Genomic DNA, 19,419 nt, shown 5'->3' with positions numbered 1-19,419 from the left:
GCCTGCTCGCGATGGGGGCCACACGGTCTACCTGAAACCCCTGACAGCCATGCTAACATCGCCACCTTTTACCCGATTCACCGATTGAGAGCTGAACACTGATGGCCACCAGATCCGTTGTACTCGATACCGAAACCACCGGCATGCCGGTGACCGACGGCCACCGGATTATCGAAATCGGTTGCGTCGAATTGATCGGTCGGCGCCTGACGGGCCGGCACTTCCACGTCTACCTGCAACCGGATCGGGAAAGCGACGAAGGCGCCATCGGCGTCCACGGCATCACCAACGAATTCCTGGTGGGCAAGCCGCGTTTCCCTGAAGTGGCCGACGAGTTTTTCGAATTCATCCAGGGCGCCCAACTGATCATCCATAACGCGGCGTTCGACGTTGGCTTCATCAACAACGAATTCGCCCTGATGGGGCAGCACGAGCGCGCGGATATCGCGCAACACTGCTCGATCCTCGACACCCTGATGATGGCCAGGGAGCGTCACCCCGGTCAGCGCAACAGCCTCGATGCCCTGTGCAAACGCTACGGCGTCGACAACTCCGGTCGTGAGCTCCACGGCGCTCTGCTCGACTCCGAGATTCTCGCCGACGTCTACCTGACCATGACCGGTGGCCAGACCAGCCTGTCGCTGGCCGGCAATGCTTCCGATGGCACCGGCGAGGGTGGCAATGCCGGCAGTGAGATTCGTCGTTTGCCGGCCGATCGCCCGCGCACGCGGGTCATCCGTGCCAGCGAAGACGACCTGGCGCAGCACGTCGCGCGCCTGGAAGCGATCGCCAAGTCCGCCGGCGCTCCAGCGCTGTGGCAGCAACTGGCCGAGGCCAAGGCGCAGGCCTGAAATGTGGCCAAATGATGCTGCGCCGATTGACCTGCGTCAGGGCATCGGTGCTCGCCACATCCGCTTCAACCCTCTACCCTGAGGTTATTGGCAAGCTGCGGCTTGTCGCCTCAGGACGCTGTGCCTCATGTACAAAGACTTGAAATTCCCGGTCTTGATTGTTCATCGCGACATCAAGGCCGACACCGTCGCCGGCGATCGTGTGCGTGGCATCGCCCGGGAGCTGGAGCAGGAAGGCTTCAGTGTCGTTTCGGCGGTGGATTACAACGAGGGGCGGCTGGTCGCGTCGACCCATCACCGTCTTTCGTGCATGTTGATCGCCGCCGAAGACCCCAGCGCCAATTCCCATCTGCTGCACAACATGGACGAGCTGATTGGCCTGGCGCGGGTGCGGGCACCGGACCTGCCGATCTTTGCCCTTGGCGAGCAGGTGACGCTGGAAAACGCGCCGGCGGACGCCATGGACGAACTCAACCAATTGCGCGGCATTCTCTATCTGTTCGAAGACACCGTGCCGTTCCTGGCGCGGCAAGTGGCTCGCGCCGCACGACGATACCTGGACGGCCTGCTGCCGCCGTTTTTCAAGGCCCTGGTGCAGCACACCGCCGATTCCAACTATTCCTGGCACACGCCCGGTCACGGCGGTGGCGTGGCCTATCACAAGAGCCCGGTGGGGCAGGCGTTCCACCAGTTCTTCGGGGAAAACACCCTGCGCTCTGACTTGTCGGTGTCGGTGCCCGAGCTGGGTTCGCTGCTCGATCACACCGGACCGCTAGCGGAAGCCGAGGCCCGCGCGGCGCGCAATTTTGGCGCCGATCACACCTTCTTCGTGATCAATGGCACTTCGACCGCCAACAAGATCGTCTGGCACTCCATGGTGGCGCGGGACGACCTGGTGCTGGTGGATCGCAATTGCCACAAGTCGGTGCTGCACTCGATCATCATGACCGGGGCGATTCCGTTGTACCTGTGCCCGGAACGCAACGAACTGGGCATCATCGGCCCGATTCCGCTGAGTGAGTTCAGCCGTGAATCGATCCAGGCCAAGATCGACGCCAGCCCGTTGACCAAGGGGCGCGAGCCCAGGGTGAAGCTGGCGGTGGTGACCAATTCGACCTACGACGGCCTGTGCTACAACGCCGAGCTGATCAAGCAAAAACTGGGCAACAGCGTCGAAGTGCTGCATTTCGACGAAGCCTGGTATGCCTACGCGGCGTTTCACGAATTCTTCGCCGGTCGCTACGGCATGGGCACCTCCCGTACCGAAGACAGCCCACTGGTGTTCACCACCCACTCCACCCACAAACTGCTGGCGGCGTTCAGCCAGGCCTCGATGATCCACGTCCAGGACGGCGGCGCGCGGCAGTTGGATCATGACCGTTTCAACGAAGCATTCATGATGCACATCTCCACCTCGCCGCAGTACAGCATCATCGCGTCACTGGACGTGGCGTCGGCGATGATGGAAGGTCCGGCCGGTCGCTCCCTGTTACAGGAAATGTTCGACGAGGCCTTGAGTTTTCGGCGGGCTCTGGCGAACCTGCGCCAACACATCGCCGCCGATGACTGGTGGTTTTCCATCTGGCAACCGCCGTCGGCAGATGGCATCGACCATGTGCAGACCCAGGACTGGTTGTTGCAACCCGATGCCGACTGGCATGGCTTCGGTGGTGTCACCGATGACTACGTGCTGCTCGACCCGATCAAGGTCACGCTGGTGATGCCGGGCCTGACGGCGGGGGGCGCGTTGAGCGAGCGCGGAATTCCTGCGGCGGTGGTCAGCAAGTTCCTGTGGGAACGTGGGCTGGTCGTCGAGAAAACCGGTTTGTATTCCTTCCTGGTGCTGTTCTCCATGGGCATCACCAAGGGCAAGTGGAGCACGTTGCTCACCGAGCTGCTGGAGTTCAAGCGCAGCTACGATGCCAACGTCAGCCTGGCGAGCTGCCTGCCGTGCGTGGCACAGCAGGATGCCGCGCGCTACAAGGGCATGGGCTTGCGCGACTTGTGCGATCAACTGCACGCCTGCTATCGCAGCAACGCCACGGCCAAGCACCTCAAACGCATGTACACCGTGCTGCCGGAGGTCGCCATGAAGCCGGCGGACGCCTATGACCACCTGGTTCGCGGGCAGGTGGAAGCGGTGTCGATCGATCAGTTGCAAGGGCGTATCGCTGCGGTGATGCTGGTGCCGTACCCGCCAGGCATACCGCTGATCATGCCGGGTGAGCGCTTCACCGAGTCAACCCGCTCGATCAATGATTACCTGGCGTTTGCCCGCACCTTCGACAGCAGCTTTCCAGGGTTTGTCGCCGATGTGCACGGCTTGCAACACGAAGACGAGGGCGATGGACGGCGTTACACCGTCGATTGCATCAAGGAGTGAGGACATTTCCCAAAATGCAGCCGGTCATGAATCCGAAATACCCGGGCCTGTCGGTACGCGTGGCCGATGAGGGTTTCGCCGCTTACATCTGGAGCAGTGATTTCAGCTTTGAAGTCGCGGCCTATGGAACGGCCGAAATTGGCAAGCCGGTGGAGCAGTGGCCGGTTACGCCGATCGTCCCGTACCGCAAGTGTTATGGCATCGACCCCGAAGAGTTCAGTGCGTATCACGATGCCGCCGACAGTGCGATTTTCATGGCTTATCTCGATGATGAGCCGGTGGGGCACCTGGTGATCAGCACCAACTGGAATGCTTTTGCCCACATCGACGAGTTGGCCGTGCATGCCCCGGCCCGACGGCACGGTGTGGCCAAGGCGCTTCTGGACGTGGCGCAGTTCTGGAGTCGCAAGAAGAAGCTGCCGGGCATCATGCTCGAAACCCAGAACAACAACCTGGGAGCTTGCCGGCTGTATGAGCGTTGCGGCTACGTGATTGGTGGCGTCGACCACCTGCGTTATCGCGGTATCGACCCAAACACCGCCGAGGTGGCCTTGTTCTGGTATCGATTCTTCGATAATCCGCTGGAGAACCCGATCAGCTCGCCAACATCGCCGCGGCTTGTTCCGTGACGATGGCCAGCAAGGCTTGAGCTGCCGGTGACGGTTCGGCGTTTTTCAGCGACAGGGCGTAGACGCTGATCGGGACGGCGGGCGCCAGCGGGCACATGTCCAGGCCTGCGGACCTGGCACCAAGCGCGGTGAACGGGTCGACAATCGCCAGGCCTTCACCGGCCTCGACCATGCTGCGCATCATCTGGTGGGTCTGCACTCGGGTGTGGATCACGGGGGCAGGGCGCAGGGCGTGCAACTTGTTGTCCAGTGCCGGGTTCAGCGGGTCATGGCCTTCGAGGCCGATCATTGCTTGCCCGGCCAGGTCCTGCAGGGAAATGTACTTCTGTTTCGGTTGCAGCCAGCCATGAGGGGCCAGCAACTGCAATTTGCCCTGGGCGATGACCTTGCAATCAATGTCCGCATGATCGGGGTCGTGCAGGCTCAGGCCCAGGTCGCTCTCGCGCAACAGCAGGTGCCGGACGATGTCGCGTGTAGGCTGGCTCAGCAGGCTGCAAGGCACATCGGGCAGGCGCCGGCGCAGGGCTGCGATGCTTTGGGGCAGCAACTGCTGGGCCAGGGGCGGTGTGCAAATGATGCGAAGGGGTGGGGCGTGATATTGCTTGAGGCTGCTGGCCAGCCGCTGGACGGGTTCGAGTGCCTCATACACGTGGGCGATCTCGACTTGTAATTCCCGGGCTTCGCGCGTGGCCTGCAAGCGCCCGCGCACACTGGAAAACAACATGAAACCCAACTGACTCTCGGCGTCCCGCAACGTGCGCTCGATCTCGGCCACCGGCAGTTGCAGCCATTCGGCGGCGGTGCCCAAGTGACCGGTCTGCAAAAGTGCCTGAATTACTTCGATATGGCGTAAACGCATGCGTGAAGTCCATGTTCAGCGGGTGAAGAGTCAGTGGTTGAATCCTAACTCAAGTCCGCACATGACTTCTGCTCATAACGCATCGTTATGAGGCGACGTTGGTTTCCGCCACGCCCGTAATGAAAGAGTCGGGTTCGCGGACGAGGGTAATGTCCGATTGCACCAGCAAAAACTGATTGTCATCGAGCTTCTTGACGCGGTCACCGATGGCCAGCTTATAGGTGGTGACGGGCGCAAGGCCTTCTGCGGACGGGGTGGATTCCTGGAACTCATGCACGGAATAGACCCGGCCTTCCGCGTCTCTTGCATGGAACTGACCGACGAGTACTGCTGCCATCTGCTTAGAACCTCTGGGGATAAAACACTCAATTTGCGGCTCAGTAGACCGTCGCAAGGCGCTGTAAGTTTTCCTACAGGAAAAAAATAGTCAACTGAACCTGGGTATAGCTAGCCCGCGTGATGAAACGTCATCTATAACTACAAGCTCTTTCAATCGGACAGTCGAGAATCTTCCATGAGCAACGTGTACACCATCGCCGTTGTAGTCGGCAGCTTGAGAAAGGAGTCGATCAACCGCAAGGTCGCCCTGGCCCTGGCCGATCTGGCCCCCGCGAATCTCAAACTGAACATCGTAGAAATTGGCGATTTGCCGCTGTACAACGAAGACATCGATGTTTCACCGCCGGCAGCCTACAGCACTTTCCGCGAACAAGTGGCTTCATCCGACGCGTTGCTGTTTGTCACTCCGGAATACAACCGATCGGTTCCGGCGCCGTTGAAAAATGCGATTGACGTCGGTTCGCGGCCCTATGGCAAGAGCGCCTGGGGTGGCAAGCCAGGGGCGATCATCAGCGTATCGCCGGGGGCGATCGGCGGGTTCGGCGCCAACCATCACCTGCGCCAGTCCCTGGTATTCCTCGATGTGCCGTGCATGCAGCAACCGGAAGCCTATCTCGGCGGCGCCGGCTCGGCGTTTGATGAGGCAGGCAAGCTGTCGGAGTCGGTGAAGCCGTTCCTGCAGAACTTTATCAATGCCTACGCCAAGTGGGTCGAGCAGTACAAGAAGGCCTGACCCCCGCATTGTCATGATCCCGTTGCCACAAAGGCGTGGCCTGCTCCAGAATCTGCGCCTTTGTTCCCTTCAGGCAGCTTTTCATGCTCACGGCGTCTCTGATTTTCCTGCTGACCATCACCCTGGTGATCTGGCAACCCAAAGGCCTGGGCGTCGGCTGGAGTGCGGTACTGGGCGCTGTGCTGGCACTGATGACCGGCGTGGTGCACCTCAGTGACGTCCCGCTGGTGTGGCAGATCATCTGGAACGCCACCGGCACCTTCGTTGCCCTGATCATCATCAGTCTGTTGCTGGACGAGGCCGGTTTCTTTGCCTGGGCGGCGTTGCACGTCGCGCGTTGGGGGCGGGGCAATGGCCGCAGGCTGTTCGCCTGGATGGTGCTGCTGGGGGCGCTGGTCTCGGCACTGTTCGCCAATGACGGCGCAGCGCTGATCCTCACGCCGATCGTGATTTCCATGCTGCTGGCCTTGCGCTTCTCCCCGGCGGCCACCCTGGCGTTCGTCATGGGCGCCGGGTTCATTGCCGATACCGCGAGCCTGCCGCTGGTGGTGTCGAACCTGGTCAACATCGTCTCCGCCGATTACTTCGACATCGGCTTCAATCGCTACGCGGCGGTCATGATTCCGGTCAACCTGGTCAGCGTCGCGGCGACGCTCGCAGTGTTGCTGTGGTTCTTCCGACGGGATATTCCCCGGACGTATGACCCTGAGCAACTCGAGGACCCGGCCAGTGCGATCCACGACCGAGCGACTTTTTTCGCCGGTTGGGCGGTGCTGGTGATTCTGTTGCTCGGTTGTTTCGCGCTGGAGCCGCTGGGCATTCCGATCAGCGCCATCTCGGCGGTCTGCGCGGCACTGCTGCTGGCCATCGCGGCTCGTGGCCACCGGATTTCCACGCGCAAGGTCATGAAGGAAGCGCCGTGGCACATCGTGATTTTCTCCCTGGGCATGTATCTGGTGGTCTATGGCCTGCGCAATGCGGGGCTCACCGGGTACCTGGCGGGTTGGCTCGACGTGTTTGCCGGATACGGCGTCTGGGGTGCGGCGCTGGGCACCGGTGTGATGACTGCGTTGCTGTCGTCGATGATGAACAACCTGCCGACCGTGCTGATTGGTCTGCTGTCCATCGACGCCAGCCAGGCCACGGGGGTGGTGAAGGAGGCGATGATCTACGCCAACGTCATCGGCAGCGACCTGGGGCCGAAAATCACCCCGATAGGCAGCCTGGCGACACTGCTGTGGCTGCATGTGCTCGAGCGCAAGAACATCCGGATCGGCTGGGGGTATTACTTCAAGGTCGGGATTGTGTTGACCCTGCCAGTGTTGCTGGTGACGTTGGCGGCGTTGGCACTGCGGTTGTCCCTGTAGGGTCGCGACGCCCCCTGTCGCCGACTTGCCGGTGCTTGAGGCAATCAACACTCAGCCGCCTCCCGGCACATTCGGCCAGGGATCCGCCACCAGGAACAGGCGTTCCGCTTCCTCCCAGTCGCCGTCGGCGTTCTCGACCAGGCGCACCAGCAGTTGCGCCGGCGCCAGCGGTTCCAGCTCCCCGAGCCACGCCTCCAGCTGTTGAGCATTCCAGGTCTGCTCGGCCGGATAATGCGCCGGCGCCAGCCAGGCATGACGGGGCAGGGGTTGCCAGCGGCCGGGCGGCTGCCGGGTAAAAAACGCCGGCCAGTCCTTTTGATGCAGCCAGCGGCCACGCAGGTGCTGCGGATGCGCGCCAGCCGGCGGTCGAGACTCTCCCGGCCACGGATACAACAGGTAGCCCCCGAGCCACAAATGGGCGCTGAACTGGCGGATGTCCAGGGCTGCCAGCACCTCGCGGCTTTCGGGGCGGTTGGAGATCGGCAACTGATGCTGGCTCAGGTGCGCCAGTTTACGGTCCAGCCGATCGTGGCAGCCGGGGCCCAGCCAGCGCGCAGCGTCATGGCCATCGCCCGCCTGCGGACCCAGGTAAAGCTTGATCGCCAGCTCCAGGTGATGCACGCCGTCGCGATCACGCAGCAGCATGTCCAGCTCCCCCAGCGTGTGGCCCTCGCGGCGGATCGGCAGGTTGGCGGCCAGCAGCTCGATACCCGGGGCATGGCGCACCGCGTACTGCCACAGGCGTTCGTAATACAGCCCCAGGCGCCGGGTTCGAGCCTGCGCCAGCCAGTGCAGCAAGTCATAGCTGTCGCGATCCAGTTGGCGCAGCCATTGCTCGAGGCGCTCCGGCGCCTGTACCCAATCACTGCCGGCCAGCGGATGACGCTGCGGCCACGGCGTGACCTCGAGCATCGGCGGCGCAAGGATGACCCAGGCCAGGTCGCGCACCTCGGGGTGGCGCAACTGGTGGGGTAACTGCAACAAGTCGGGAAATAGGATCATCCTGCGAGCATAGCCTCAAACATGAGTACACCCTTGTCGCTGAAAGGATTTTGTCTATCCCGCGCTTTCGCCCATAATCGTGTTTTTAGCCGTCGCAGGCCCCCGCGTCCCTATAGGAGCCCCATGGAGCAATTTCGTAATATCGGCATCATCGGTCGCCTGGGCAGTTCGCAGGTGCTGGATACCGTCCGCCGACTGAAACGGTTTCTGCTCGATCGTCACCTGCATGTGATCCTCGAGGACACCATCGCCGAAGTGCTGCCGGGGCACGGCTTGCAAACCTCGTCGCGCAAGATGCTGGGCGAAGTCTGTGACATGGTGATTGTGGTCGGCGGTGATGGCAGCCTGCTCGGCGCCGCGCGCGCCCTGGCCCGGCACAACATCCCGGTGCTCGGCATCAACCGTGGCAGCCTGGGTTTTCTCACCGATATCCGTCCCGACGAACTCGAAGCCAAGGTCGCCGAAGTGCTCGACGGCCACTACCTGGTGGAAAACCGTTTCCTGTTGCAGGCCGAAGTCCGGCGCCACGCCGAGGCCATTGGCCAGGGCGATGCACTGAACGATGTGGTCCTGCACCCTGGCAAATCGACCCGGATGATCGAGTTCGAGCTGTACATCGACGGCCAGTTCGTCTGCAGCCAGAAGGCCGACGGCCTGATCGTCGCCACGCCGACCGGTTCCACCGCCTATGCGCTGTCGGCGGGCGGGCCGATCATGCATCCCAAGCTCGACGCTATTGTGATTGTGCCCATGTACCCCCATACCTTGTCGGGTAGGCCGATTGTGGTCGATGGCAACAGTGAGCTGAAAATCGTCGTGTCCAAGGATATGCAGATCTACCCGCAGGTCTCCTGTGACGGGCAGAACCACTTCACCTGCGCGCCGGGTGACACCATTACCGTCAGCAAGAAAGCGCAGAAACTGCGGCTGATTCACCCGCTCGACCACAACTACTATGAAGTCTGCCGGACCAAGCTCGGCTGGGGCAGCAAGTTGGGTGGTGGAGGCGACTGATGCTCGATCCCGCGCGAAGTTATGACCTGATCGGCGACGTACATGGTTGCGCGTTGACCCTTGAGCATTTGCTCGATCGGCTCGGTTATCACAAACAGGCTGGCGTCTGGCGGCACACTTCGCGCATGGCGGTGTTCGTCGGCGACATCATCGACCGCGGCCCGCGGATTCGCGAGGCCCTGCACATCGTTCACGACATGGTCGAGGCCGGGCAGGCGCTGTGCATCATGGGCAATCATGAGTTCAACGCCCTGGGTTGGAGCACGCCGGCGCCGCCGGGCAGCGGCAAGCAGTTCGTGCGCGAACACACGCCGCGCCACGCGCGCCTGCTGGGCGAGACCCTGGCCCAGTTTGAAGATCACCCCGCCGACTGGCATGACTTCCTGCAATGGTTCTACCAGTTGCCGCTGTTCGTCGACGCCGGGCGTTTCCGTGTGGTCCATGCCTGCTGGGATGGTGGCCTGATCGAACCGCTGCGCGCACTGTTCCCCGATGGCTGTGTCGACGAACATTTTCTCCAGGCCTCCGGCATGCCCGGCAGTTTCGCCTGCACCGTGTTCGACCGCTTGCTGCGCGGCACCGACATGCGCCTGCCCCACGGCCTGACCATGACCAGCGGCGACGGGCTGACCCGCTCTTTCTTCCGTACCAAGTTCTGGGAAGACGACCCGCAGACTTACGGCGATATCGTGTTCCAGCCCGATGCCTTGCCGGAACCCGTAGCCCGCACACCGCTGAGTTCCAGCGAAAAGAATACCTTGCTGCGTTATGGCGCCGATGAGCCGTTGCTGTTCGTTGGCCACTACTGGCGCAGCGGCAAACCGGCGCCGATCCGGCCGAACCTGGCCTGCCTGGACTACAGCGCAGTGCTCTACGGCAAACTGGTTGCCTATCGCCTGGATCAGGAAACGCGCCTGGACCCGCACAAATTCGTCTGGGTCGATGTCGAGCGGCCGGAGGCGTTGCGATGAGCGCCGTGGCCGTATTGCGCTTGCCGCTGGCGGTGGACCTGAGCGGTTTTGTCAACCTGCTCGAACGCATGCAGGTGCCGCACCGGGTCAGCGAAGAGCAGGGCGAGCAAGTGCTCTGGGTGCCCGCCAGCATCAGCGAAGATGTGCGGGTGCTGTACGAGCGCTATCCGGCCGGCGATCCTGATCAGCGACTCGACATCCCGGTGACGAAAGCCCCCACGCGCCCCGGATTTGTCGAGCAATTGCGCCACGCCAAGGCCACGGCACTGGTGTTGCTGCTCAGCCTGATCGTCGGCGCGGTGACGCTGCTGGGCGAAAATCTCGAAGCAATGCGCTGGCTGACCTTCCTCGATTTCCGGGTCGTCGGCGAATACATCCATTTCACACCATTGGCCGACAGCCTGGCGGCGGGGCAGTGGTGGCGCCTGGTGACGCCGATGCTGATCCACTTCGGCTTCCTGCACCTGGCCATGAACGGCATGTGGTATTGGGAGCTGGGGCGGCGTATCGAATCACGCCAGGGCAGCATCAACCTGATCGGCCTGACGCTGCTGTTTGCCCTGGTATCCAACTACGCCCAGTTCATTGTCAGCGGGCCGACCCTGTTCGGCGGGTTGTCCGGCGTACTGTATGGGCTGCTCGGGCATTGCTGGATTTTCCAGCTGTTGTCCCCGAACCGGGCCTACCGCCTGCCACGTGGCGTGCTGGTGATGATGCTGGTGTGGCTGCTGCTGTGTCTGTCGGGGCTGGTCTCGTTGATCGGCTTCGGTGAAATCGCCAACGCGGCCCACGTCGGCGGGTTGCTCGTCGGATGCTTGACCGGTTTGTTGGGCGGTTTGTACAACCGCCGTAAACTGGCCGTCTAAATTTGTCATGTGAATCATGGAGTGCGCACAACCAATGTCCTCTTTCAACGAAATGATCAAGAACATCACCCCGGATATCTACAACAGCCTGAAAGTGGCGGTGGAAATCGGTAAATGGTCCGACGGTGGCAAACTCACCGCCGAGCAGCGCGAGCTGTCGCTGCAAGCGATGATCGCCTGGGAAATCCAGAACCTGCCCGAAGACCAGCGCACCGGCTACATGGGCGTGCAGGAGTGCGCTTCCAAATCGATCGAGATTCCGAACGTGCTGTTCAAGTCGGATGCCGTCCATTGATCGAGATTGGCCGCGGTGCAATCAGCAAGATGTCGGCACGCCTTGACGGGGCCGAGGTGCAGTACGCGTTTCGTCTGGGCGAGCTCGAGGTGCCGGTCAATCCGTTGATCGGCAGCACGGTCCGCCTGGAATACCTGGGGGCGATTTTCTGCTCCCATTGCGGGCGCAAGACCAAAACCAGTTTCAGCCAGGGTTACTGCTATCCGTGCATGACCAAGCTGGCGCAGTGCGACCTGTGCATCATGAGCCCGGAGCGCTGCCATTACGACGCCGGCACCTGCCGTGAACCGGCGTGGGGCGAGCAGTTCTGCATGACCGATCACATTGTGTATCTGTCGAACTCGTCCGGGGTGAAAGTCGGGATAACCCGGGCCATCCAGCTGCCAACCCGCTGGATCGACCAGGGAGCCCGCCAGGCACTGCCGATCATGCGTGTCGCCACCCGCCAGCAATCGGGTTTCGTCGAGGACCTGCTGCGCAGTCAGGTGGCGGACAAGACCAACTGGCGTGCGTTACTCAAGGGCGAGGCGGCGGCGGTGGACCTGGCGGAAATTCGCGACCAGTTGTTCGACCGCTGTGCCGAGGGATTGCAGGCTTTGCAGGAACGATTCGGCCTGCAGGCGATCCAGACCATTGCCGATGTGGAACCGCTGGAAATCCGCTTTCCGGTCCAGCAGTACCCGGCCAAGATCGTCAGCTTCAACCTGGACAAGAACCCGATTGCCGAAGGCACGCTGCTGGGGATCAAGGGCCAGTACCTGATTTTCGACACCGGCGTGATCAATATTCGTAAATACACGGCTTATCAACTCGCCGTGCATCAGTAAGGACTCCAGCATGCGCACCGAACAACCGAAGATGATCTATTTGAAAGACTATCAGGCGCCCGAGTACCTGATCGACGAAACGCACCTGACCTTCGAGTTGTTCGAGGACCACAGCCTGGTCCACGCGCAACTGGTGATGCGCCGTAACCCCGAGCGCGGCCCGGGCCTGCCGCCGCTGGTGCTGGATGGCCAGCAGCTGGAACTGTTGTCGGTGACCCTGGCCGACCGCGAACTGAGCGCTGCCGACTACCAGTTGACCGAGAACCACCTGACCCTGCAACCGACCGGCACCACGTTCACGGTCGACACCAGCGTCAGGATCCATCCGGAAACCAATACCGCGCTGGAAGGCCTGTACAAGTCCGGCACGATGTTCTGCACCCAGTGCGAGGCCGAAGGTTTCCGCAAGATCACCTACTACCTCGACCGCCCGGACGTGATGAGCAAGTTCACCACCACCGTGGTCGCCGAGCAGCACAGCTACCCGGTGCTGCTGTCCAACGGTAACCCGATTGCCAGCGGCCCGGGCGAAGACGGCCGGCATTGGGCGACGTGGGAAGACCCGTTCATGAAGCCGGCGTACCTGTTCGCGCTGGTGGCCGGTGACCTGTGGTGTGTCGAGGACACCTTCACCACCATGACCGAACGCACGGTGGCGCTGCGCATCTACGTCGAGCCGGAAAACATCGACAAGTGCCAGCACGCGATGAACAGCCTGAAGAAGTCGATGCGCTGGGATGAAGAGGTGTACGGTCGCGAGTACGACCTGGACATCTTCATGATCGTGGCCGTCAACGACTTCAACATGGGGGCGATGGAGAACAAGGGCCTCAACATCTTCAACTCCAGCGCGGTACTGGCGCGTGCCGAAACCGCGACCGACGCCGCGCACCAGCGTGTGGAAGCGATCGTCGCCCACGAATACTTCCACAACTGGTCGGGCAACCGCGTGACGTGTCGCGACTGGTTCCAGCTGTCGCTCAAGGAAGGCTTTACCGTATTCCGTGACTCGGGTTTCTCCGCCGACATGAACTCGGCCACGGTCAAGCGCATTCAGGACGTGGCGTACCTGCGCACGCACCAGTTCGCCGAAGACGCCGGTCCCATGGCCCACGCGGTGCGCCCGGACAGCTTCATAGAGATCTCCAACTTCTACACCCTGACCGTGTACGAAAAGGGTTCGGAAGTGGTCGGCATGATCCACACCTTGCTCGGCGCCGAAGGGTTCCGCAAAGGCAGCGACCTGTATTTCGAACGCCATGACGGCCAGGCCGTGACCTGCGACGACTTCATCAAGGCCATGGAAGACGCCAATGGCGTCGACCTGACCCAGTTCAAACGCTGGTACAGCCAGGCCGGTACGCCACGCCTGGCGGTGAGCGAGTCCTACGATGCCGCGGCGAAAACCTACAGCCTGACGTTCCGCCAGAGCTGCCCGGCCACCCCGGACAAGGTTGAAAAGCTGCCCTTCGTGATTCCGGTGGCGCTCGGCCTGTTGGACGCCAACGGCGCGGCCATTGCCTTGCGCCTGTCTGGCGAAGCCAGCGCCCAGGGCACTTCGCGAGTGCTTTCGGTGACGCAAGCCGAGCAGACGTTCACGTTCGTCGACATCGCCGAACAACCGCTACCGTCGTTGCTGCGCGGCTTCTCGGCGCCGGTGAAACTGAGCTTCCCGTACAGCCGTGACCAGTTGATGTTCCTGATGCAGCACGACAGCGACGGCTTCAACCGCTGGGATGCCGGTCAGCAACTGTCGGTGCAAGTGCTGCAGGAACTGATCGCCCAGCAGCAGAAGGGCGAGCCGCTGGTGCTCGACCCGCGCCTGGTTTCCGCCTTGCGCACGGTGCTGTCGGACGAATCGCTGGACCAGGCAATGGTCGCCGAGATGCTCGCACTGCCGGGCGAGGCCTACCTGACCGAAATCAGCGAGGTGGCCGATGTCGAGGCCATCCATATCGCCCGCGAATTTGCCCGTAAACAATTGGCCGACGGTTTGTTCGAAGCGTTGTGGCTGCGTTACCAGGCCAATCGCGACCTGTCGAAACAGACGCCCTACATCGCTGAGGCCGAGCACTTTGCACGCCGTGCGTTGCAGAACATTGCGCTGTCGTACCTGATGTTGAGTGGCAAGCCCGAAGTGCTGGCGGCGACGCTCGAGCAGTTCGAGAACAGTGACAACATGACCGAGCGCCTGACGGCCCTGGCCGTGCTGGTCAATTCGCCGCACGAAGAGCAGAAGGCCCGGGCGCTGGCGGCGTTTGCCGAGCACTTCAAGGACAACCCGCTGGTCATGGACCAGTGGTTCAGCGTCCAGGCCGGCAGCACCCTGCCGGGCGGGCTGGATCGGGTCAAGGCGTTGATGCAGCACCCGGCGTTCAACCTGAAGAACCCGAACAAGGTGCGGGCACTGATCGGTGCGTTCGCCGGGCAGAACCTGATCAACTTCCATGCAGCCGATGGCTCGGGCTACCGCTTCCTGGCGGATCTGGTGATCGAGCTCAATGGCTTCAATCCGCAGATCGCCTCTCGCCAACTGGCGCCGCTGACGCGCTGGCGCAAGTACGACGGCGCTCGCCAGGCCTTGATGAAAGGTGAACTGGAGCGGATCCGCGCTTCGGGCCAGTTGTCCAGCGATGTGTTTGAAGTGGTGAGCAAGAGCCTGGCGTAAGCCTCGGCTGGTTCACTACTCGATCCTTGTGGGAGCGAGCCCGCTCGCTCCCACAGGTGGCCGCTCCCGATCACCCCGCCTGATACCCCATCATTCAGCCTCCCTCCCGACCCCGCCGGGTTAACAAAAGATAACGTGGCGTCGATTGTCAGACCTTTCCAAACCCCGATAGGATAAGCCCAGCTTCCGAAGGGGCTCTGGATTGCGGGTTTCAGGACTATGCTCCTAACCATTCAATCCCTTCGAGTACCCCTTGCGGCGCCCTGAAAGGTTGAATGACCTAACAATAATAATGGGGGAAGGTCTATGAGTGAGCCTGTCATGGGTGTGGGTACCAGCCGCCCGCCGGCACTGCGTAAATTCGCGTTGCTGGCCACAGCGCTCTCGCTGCTGGGCTGCGCCGTGTGGTCGGCTCCTGTGCTGGCTGCCGCCGCGCCGTCATCCGATGTTATCTATTCCGTGGAATCGGCCAAGGCCAGTAAAAGCCTGATGCTCGACGTCGTGCACGCCGGCAAGCGCCTGGTGGCGGTCGGCGATCGCGGGCACATCCTGTACTCCGATGACCAGGGCGCGACCTGGACCCAGGCCAAGGTGCCGACCCGGCAACTGCTGACCTCGGTGTATTTTGTCGATGACAAGCACGGCTGGGCCGTCGGCCATGACGCCCAGATCCTCGCCAGCGAAGACGGCGGCGTCACCTGGACCAAGCAATTCGAAGACCTCACCCGCGAATCGCCGCTGCTCGACGTCTGGTTCCAGGACGCCAACAACGGCTTTGCCGTGGGCGCCTATGGTTCGCTGATGGCGACCACCGACGGCGGCAAGCACTGGGAAGACGCCAGCGACCGCCTCGACAACGAAGACCAGTACCACCTCAACGCCATCGCTGCGGTCAAGGATGCCGGGCTGTTCATCGTCGGCGAGCAGGGCAGCATGTTCCGTTCGGCCGACGGGGGCCAGACCTGGGAGAAGCTTGAAGGCCCTTACGAAGGCTCGCTGTTTGGCGTGATCGGCACAGCCCAACCCAACACGCTGCTGGCCTACGGCCTGCGCGGCAACCTGTTTCGTTCCACCGACTTTGGCAGCACCTGGGAACCGGTCGAGCTGAAGGCGGCCCGCGGTGCGCTGGAGTTCGGGCTGTCGGGCGCTACGCTGCTGGATGACGGTTCCATCGTGATCGTCGGCAACGGTGGCAGTGTCGTGCGCAGCAACGACGACGGCGAAACCTTCAGCGTATTCAATCGTCCGGATCGCATCTCCGTTTCTGCGGTGACCGCGGCAGGCAACGGCAACTTGATTCTGGCAGGACAGGGCGGCGTTCGCGCTACTTCGCCAACCGGCTCAGAGCTGGGCAAATAATAAGAAGGGCGGAGCTATGACATCCATGACAAGCCATCACCAGGACAAGGCGACGTTCCTCGAACGCCTGATTTTCAATAACCGCCCGGCAGTGATCTTCATCTGCCTGCTGGTCAGCATTTTCCTGTTCTGGCAGGCGACGCTGATCCGGCCGTCCACCAGTTTCGAAAAAATGATCCCGCTGGAGCATCCGTTCATCCAGAAAATGATGGAGCACCGCAACGATCTGGCGAACCTGGGCAACACCGTGCGCATTTCGGTGGAAGCCACCGACGGTGACATCTTCTCCAAGGAGTACATGGAGACGCTGCGCCAGATCAACGACGAGGTGTTCTACATCTCCGGCGTTGACCGTTCCGGCCTGAAGTCGCTGTGGAGCCCGAGCGTACGCTGGACCGAGGTGACGGAGGAGGGCTTTGCCGGTGGTGAAGTGATCCCGCAGAGTTACAACGGTTCCCAGCAAAGCCTCGACCTGCTGCGCAATAACGTGCTCAAGTCCGGTCAGATCGGACGTCTGGTGGCCAACGACTTCAAGTCGAGCATCGTCGACATCCCGTTGCTGGAGTCCTACCCGGACCCGCAGGACCAGGGCAAGTTGCTGGCGCTGGACTACCGCAAGTTCTCCCACGATCTTGAAGAAAAGATCCGCGACAAGTTCGAAAAACAGAACCCCAACGTCAAGATCCACATCGTCGGTTTCGCCAAGAAGGTCGGCGACCTGATCGACGGGCTGGTGATGGTGGTGATGTTCTTCGGCGTCGCCTTCGTCATCACTCTGATTCTGCTGTACTGGTTCACCAACTGCATGCGCAGCACCGTGGCGGTGTTGAGCACGACGCTGGTCGCGGTGGTCTGGCAACTGGGCCTGATGCACTTCTTCGGCTTCGGCCTCGACCCGTATTCGATGCTGGTGCCGTTCCTGATTTTCGCCATCGGTATTTCCCACGGCGTACAGAAGATCAACGGTATCGCCTTGCAGTCGAGCGAGGCTGATAACGCGCTGACGGCGGCACGACGTACGTTCCGTCAATTGTTCCTGCCGGGGATGATTGCGATCCTCGCGGACGCGGTTGGCTTCATCACGTTGCTGATCATCGATATCGGTGTGATTCGCGAACTGGCCATCGGTGCGTCCATCGGTGTGGCGGTCATCGTGTTCACCAACCTGATTCTGTTGCCGGTGGCGATTTCCTACGTCGGCATCAGCAAGCGTGCGGTCGAGCGCAGCAAGAAGGACGCGCACCGCGAGCACCCGTTCTGGCGCCTGCTGTCGAGCTTTGCCAGCCCGAAAGTCGCTCCGGTTTCCATTGCCCTGGCGCTGATCGCCTTCGGGGGCGGCCTCTGGTACAGCCAGAACCTGAAGATCGGCGACCTCGACCAGGGGGCTCCCGAACTGCGTCCGGATTCACGCTACAACAAGGACAACAACTTCATCATCAGCAACTACTCCACCAGTTCGGACGTGTTGGTGGTGATGGTCAAGACCAAGGCCGAAGGCTGTTCGCACTACGAGACCATGGCGCCGATCGACGAACTGATGTGGAAGATGCAGAACACCGAGGGCGTGCAGTCGGCGATTTCCCTGGTGACCGTGTCCAAGCAGATGATCAAGGGCATGAACGAGGGCAACCTGAAATGGGAAACCCTGTCGCGCAACTCCGACGTGCTGAACAACTCCATCGCCCGTGCCGATGGCTTGTACAACAACAGTTGCTCCCTGGCGCCGGTGCTGGTGTTCCTCAACGATCACAAGGCCGAGACCCTCGACCGCGCCGTCCATGCGGTGCAGGAGTTCGCCAAGGAAAACAACAAGGATGGCCTGGAATTCATCCTCGCGGCCGGTAACGCCGGGATCGAGGCGGCCACCAACGAGGTGATCAAGAAGTCCGAGCTGACCATCCTGATCCTGGTGTACATCTGCGTGGCGGTCATGTGCATGATCACCTTCCGCTCCTGGGCGGCGACCCTGTGCATCGTCCTGCCGCTGGTGCTGACCTCGGTCCTGGGCAACGCCCTGATGGCCTTCATGGGTATCGGCGTGAAAGTCGCGACCCTGCCGGTGGTGGCATTGGGCGTGGGGATTGGCGTGGACTACGGCATCTACATCTACAGTCGCCTGGAAAGTTTCCTGCGCGCCGGCTTGCCGTTGCAGGAGGCGTACTACCAGACCCTGAAGTCCACCGGTAAAGCGGTGCTGTTCACCGGTCTGTGCCTGGCCATTGGCGTGTGCACCTGGATCTTCTCGGCCATCAAGTTCCAGGCCGACATGGGTCTGATGCTGACCTTCATGCTGCTGTGGAACATGTTCGGGGCGCTGTGGCTGCTGCCGGCACTGGCGCGGTTCCTGATCAAACCGGAGAAACTGGCGGGGCAGAAGGGCAATTCGTTGTTTGCCCACTGATCCTGGTCTGAAATGAAAAAGCCGCAACCCAGGTTGCGGCTTTTTCATGTCTCGAATTCATACTGATCCAATCGGGTGGGAGCGCGCAGGCTCGCTCGAACAGGGATTTGTGGTGTCGGGGGTCAGGCCGGATCGCTGCCCAACACCACATGCAACGCACTGCGCGCATCATCCAGCTGCACCAGCGTCGCGTGCCGCGCACCCAGGGCGTCACGGTTCTCGATGGCGGTCAGGATCGCCTTGTGGCGAGGCAGTGCCAGTTCATGCAGGTTCGGGCGCTGATTGGAGTGCTTCAAGGCCTCGGCAATTGCCACCGCGAGCATGTTGCACAGGTTGGCCAGCAGGTCGTTGTGGGTGGCATCGGCGATACGGCTGTGGAAGTCCAGGTCCGGTTGCAGCAGGGCTTCGGGGGTCGGCGCGGTCTCCATGCGCTGGTAGGCTTCACCGATGGCGGCAATGTCGGCGTCCGTGGCGTGCTGCGCGGCCAGGGCGGCGGCGGCCGGTTCGATGATGCTGCGAACGCTGGTCAGCAGGTCGAAGAATTCATTTTGCGGGCTGCTTTGCATCAGCCAGTGCAGCACGTCCGGGTCGAGCATGTGCCATTCCTTGCGCTGCTTGACCACCGTGCCGACCCGCGGACGGGAATACACCAGGCCCTTGGCGACCAGCACGCGAGTGGCCTCGCGCAGTACCGGCCGGCTGACCGCGTACTCTTCGCACAGCAGGGCTTCGGCGGGCAGTTTGTCGTCCGGCTTGAAGCGACCGGAAACGATCTGCATGCCCAGTTCCTGGACGATGCGCGAATGCATGCTCTTGCGGTCGGAGGGTTTGCGGTAGTCCATGGGGAACGGCGCG

At 61.9% G+C, this 19,419-nt stretch carries 17 protein-coding genes; 13 read left to right on the top strand and 4 right to left on the bottom strand.

Annotation, left to right across the window (positions count from 1 at the left end; genetic code table 11):
* Positions 1–101: 101 nt before the first annotated feature.
* The 3 genes from dnaQ (at position 102) to IB249_RS07025 (ending at position 3,863) form a co-directional block, all read left to right on the top strand.
* Positions 102–851: a DNA polymerase III subunit epsilon gene (gene dnaQ / locus IB249_RS07035; protein ID WP_192302983.1), complete on the top strand. Its 750-nt coding sequence runs from the start codon at positions 102–104 to the stop codon at positions 849–851.
* Positions 852–978: 127 nt separating this feature from the next.
* Positions 979–3,234, top strand: a complete 2,256-nt coding sequence (locus tag IB249_RS07030) for an arginine/lysine/ornithine decarboxylase (RefSeq protein ID WP_192302981.1) — start codon at positions 979–981, stop codon at positions 3,232–3,234.
* 14 nt (positions 3,235–3,248) lie between these two features.
* Positions 3,249–3,863: a GNAT family N-acetyltransferase gene (locus IB249_RS07025; protein ID WP_192302979.1), complete on the top strand. Its 615-nt coding sequence runs from the start codon at positions 3,249–3,251 to the stop codon at positions 3,861–3,863.
* Here IB249_RS07025 and IB249_RS07020 read toward each other — a convergent pair.
* Positions 3,829–4,722, bottom strand: coding sequence for a LysR substrate-binding domain-containing protein (locus tag IB249_RS07020; RefSeq protein WP_192302977.1), 894 nt, complete (start codon positions 4,720–4,722; stop codon positions 3,829–3,831). The two genes, IB249_RS07025 and IB249_RS07020, sit on opposite strands and share 35 nt — an antisense overlap.
* 85 nt (positions 4,723–4,807) lie before the next feature.
* On the bottom strand, positions 4,808–5,059 hold the full coding sequence (locus IB249_RS07015; RefSeq protein ID WP_192302975.1) for a hypothetical protein: 252 nt from the start codon (positions 5,057–5,059) through the stop codon (positions 4,808–4,810).
* Positions 5,060–5,236: 177 nt separating this feature from the next.
* Between IB249_RS07015 and IB249_RS07010 the strand changes: the two genes are divergently transcribed.
* Together IB249_RS07010 and IB249_RS07005 are read left to right on the top strand one after the other, a co-directional pair.
* Positions 5,237–5,794, top strand: a complete 558-nt coding sequence (locus tag IB249_RS07010; RefSeq protein WP_192302973.1) for an NADPH-dependent FMN reductase — start codon at positions 5,237–5,239, stop codon at positions 5,792–5,794.
* Between the two features lie 83 nt (positions 5,795–5,877).
* Positions 5,878–7,161, top strand: a complete 1,284-nt coding sequence (locus IB249_RS07005) for an arsenic transporter (protein WP_192302971.1) — start codon at positions 5,878–5,880, stop codon at positions 7,159–7,161.
* A 51-nt stretch (positions 7,162–7,212) separates the two neighbouring features.
* On the opposite strand, the gene IB249_RS07000 is transcribed toward IB249_RS07005, so the two are convergent.
* Positions 7,213–8,163 (bottom strand): DUF1853 family protein, encoded by a 951-nt coding sequence (locus IB249_RS07000; RefSeq protein WP_192302969.1) that lies wholly within the window; start codon positions 8,161–8,163, stop codon positions 7,213–7,215.
* A 123-nt stretch (positions 8,164–8,286) separates the two neighbouring features.
* On the opposite strand from IB249_RS07000, the gene IB249_RS06995 reads away from it, so the two are divergent.
* From IB249_RS06995 to IB249_RS06960, 8 genes are all read left to right on the top strand, one after another.
* Complete coding sequence (locus IB249_RS06995; protein WP_192302967.1) at positions 8,287–9,177, top strand: NAD(+) kinase; 891 nt, start codon at positions 8,287–8,289, stop codon at positions 9,175–9,177.
* Positions 9,174–10,148: a metallophosphoesterase gene (locus IB249_RS06990; RefSeq protein ID WP_192304803.1), complete on the top strand. Its 975-nt coding sequence runs from the start codon at positions 9,174–9,176 to the stop codon at positions 10,146–10,148. The genes IB249_RS06995 and IB249_RS06990 overlap by 4 nt, the downstream gene beginning before the upstream one ends.
* Positions 10,145–11,014, top strand: coding sequence for a rhomboid family intramembrane serine protease (locus IB249_RS06985; RefSeq protein ID WP_192302965.1), 870 nt, complete (start codon positions 10,145–10,147; stop codon positions 11,012–11,014). The genes IB249_RS06990 and IB249_RS06985 overlap by 4 nt, the downstream gene beginning before the upstream one ends.
* Positions 11,015–11,048: 34 nt before the next feature.
* A complete protein-coding gene (locus IB249_RS06980; protein WP_192302957.1) occupies positions 11,049–11,309 on the top strand; it encodes a YeaC family protein in 261 nt (86 codons plus the stop codon).
* Entirely contained in the window at positions 11,306–12,136 is an 831-nt protein-coding gene (locus IB249_RS06975; protein WP_192302955.1) for a DUF2797 domain-containing protein, read from the top strand. Before IB249_RS06980 ends, IB249_RS06975 begins: the two co-directional genes overlap by 4 nt.
* 10 nt (positions 12,137–12,146) lie before the next feature.
* Positions 12,147–14,804: an aminopeptidase N gene (pepN, locus tag IB249_RS06970; protein WP_192302953.1), complete on the top strand. Its 2,658-nt coding sequence runs from the start codon at positions 12,147–12,149 to the stop codon at positions 14,802–14,804.
* Positions 14,805–15,110: 306 nt separating this feature from the next.
* Positions 15,111–16,163, top strand: a complete 1,053-nt coding sequence (locus tag IB249_RS06965) for a WD40/YVTN/BNR-like repeat-containing protein (protein WP_192302951.1) — start codon at positions 15,111–15,113, stop codon at positions 16,161–16,163.
* Between the two features lie 25 nt (positions 16,164–16,188).
* Entirely contained in the window at positions 16,189–18,564 is a 2,376-nt protein-coding gene (locus tag IB249_RS06960; RefSeq protein ID WP_412547989.1) for an efflux RND transporter permease subunit, read from the top strand.
* Positions 18,565–18,686: 122 nt separating this feature from the next.
* Here IB249_RS06960 and IB249_RS06955 read toward each other — a convergent pair whose 3' ends face one another.
* Positions 18,687–19,406, bottom strand: a complete 720-nt coding sequence (locus tag IB249_RS06955; RefSeq protein ID WP_192302947.1) for a FadR/GntR family transcriptional regulator — start codon at positions 19,404–19,406, stop codon at positions 18,687–18,689.
* Positions 19,407–19,419 lie beyond the last annotated feature (13 nt).

The organism is Pseudomonas sp. PDM04, assembly GCF_014851765.1.
In the GTDB taxonomy this organism is placed as follows: domain Bacteria; phylum Pseudomonadota; class Gammaproteobacteria; order Pseudomonadales; family Pseudomonadaceae; genus Aquipseudomonas.
This window is presented reverse-complemented; position numbering and strand designations above follow the sequence as displayed.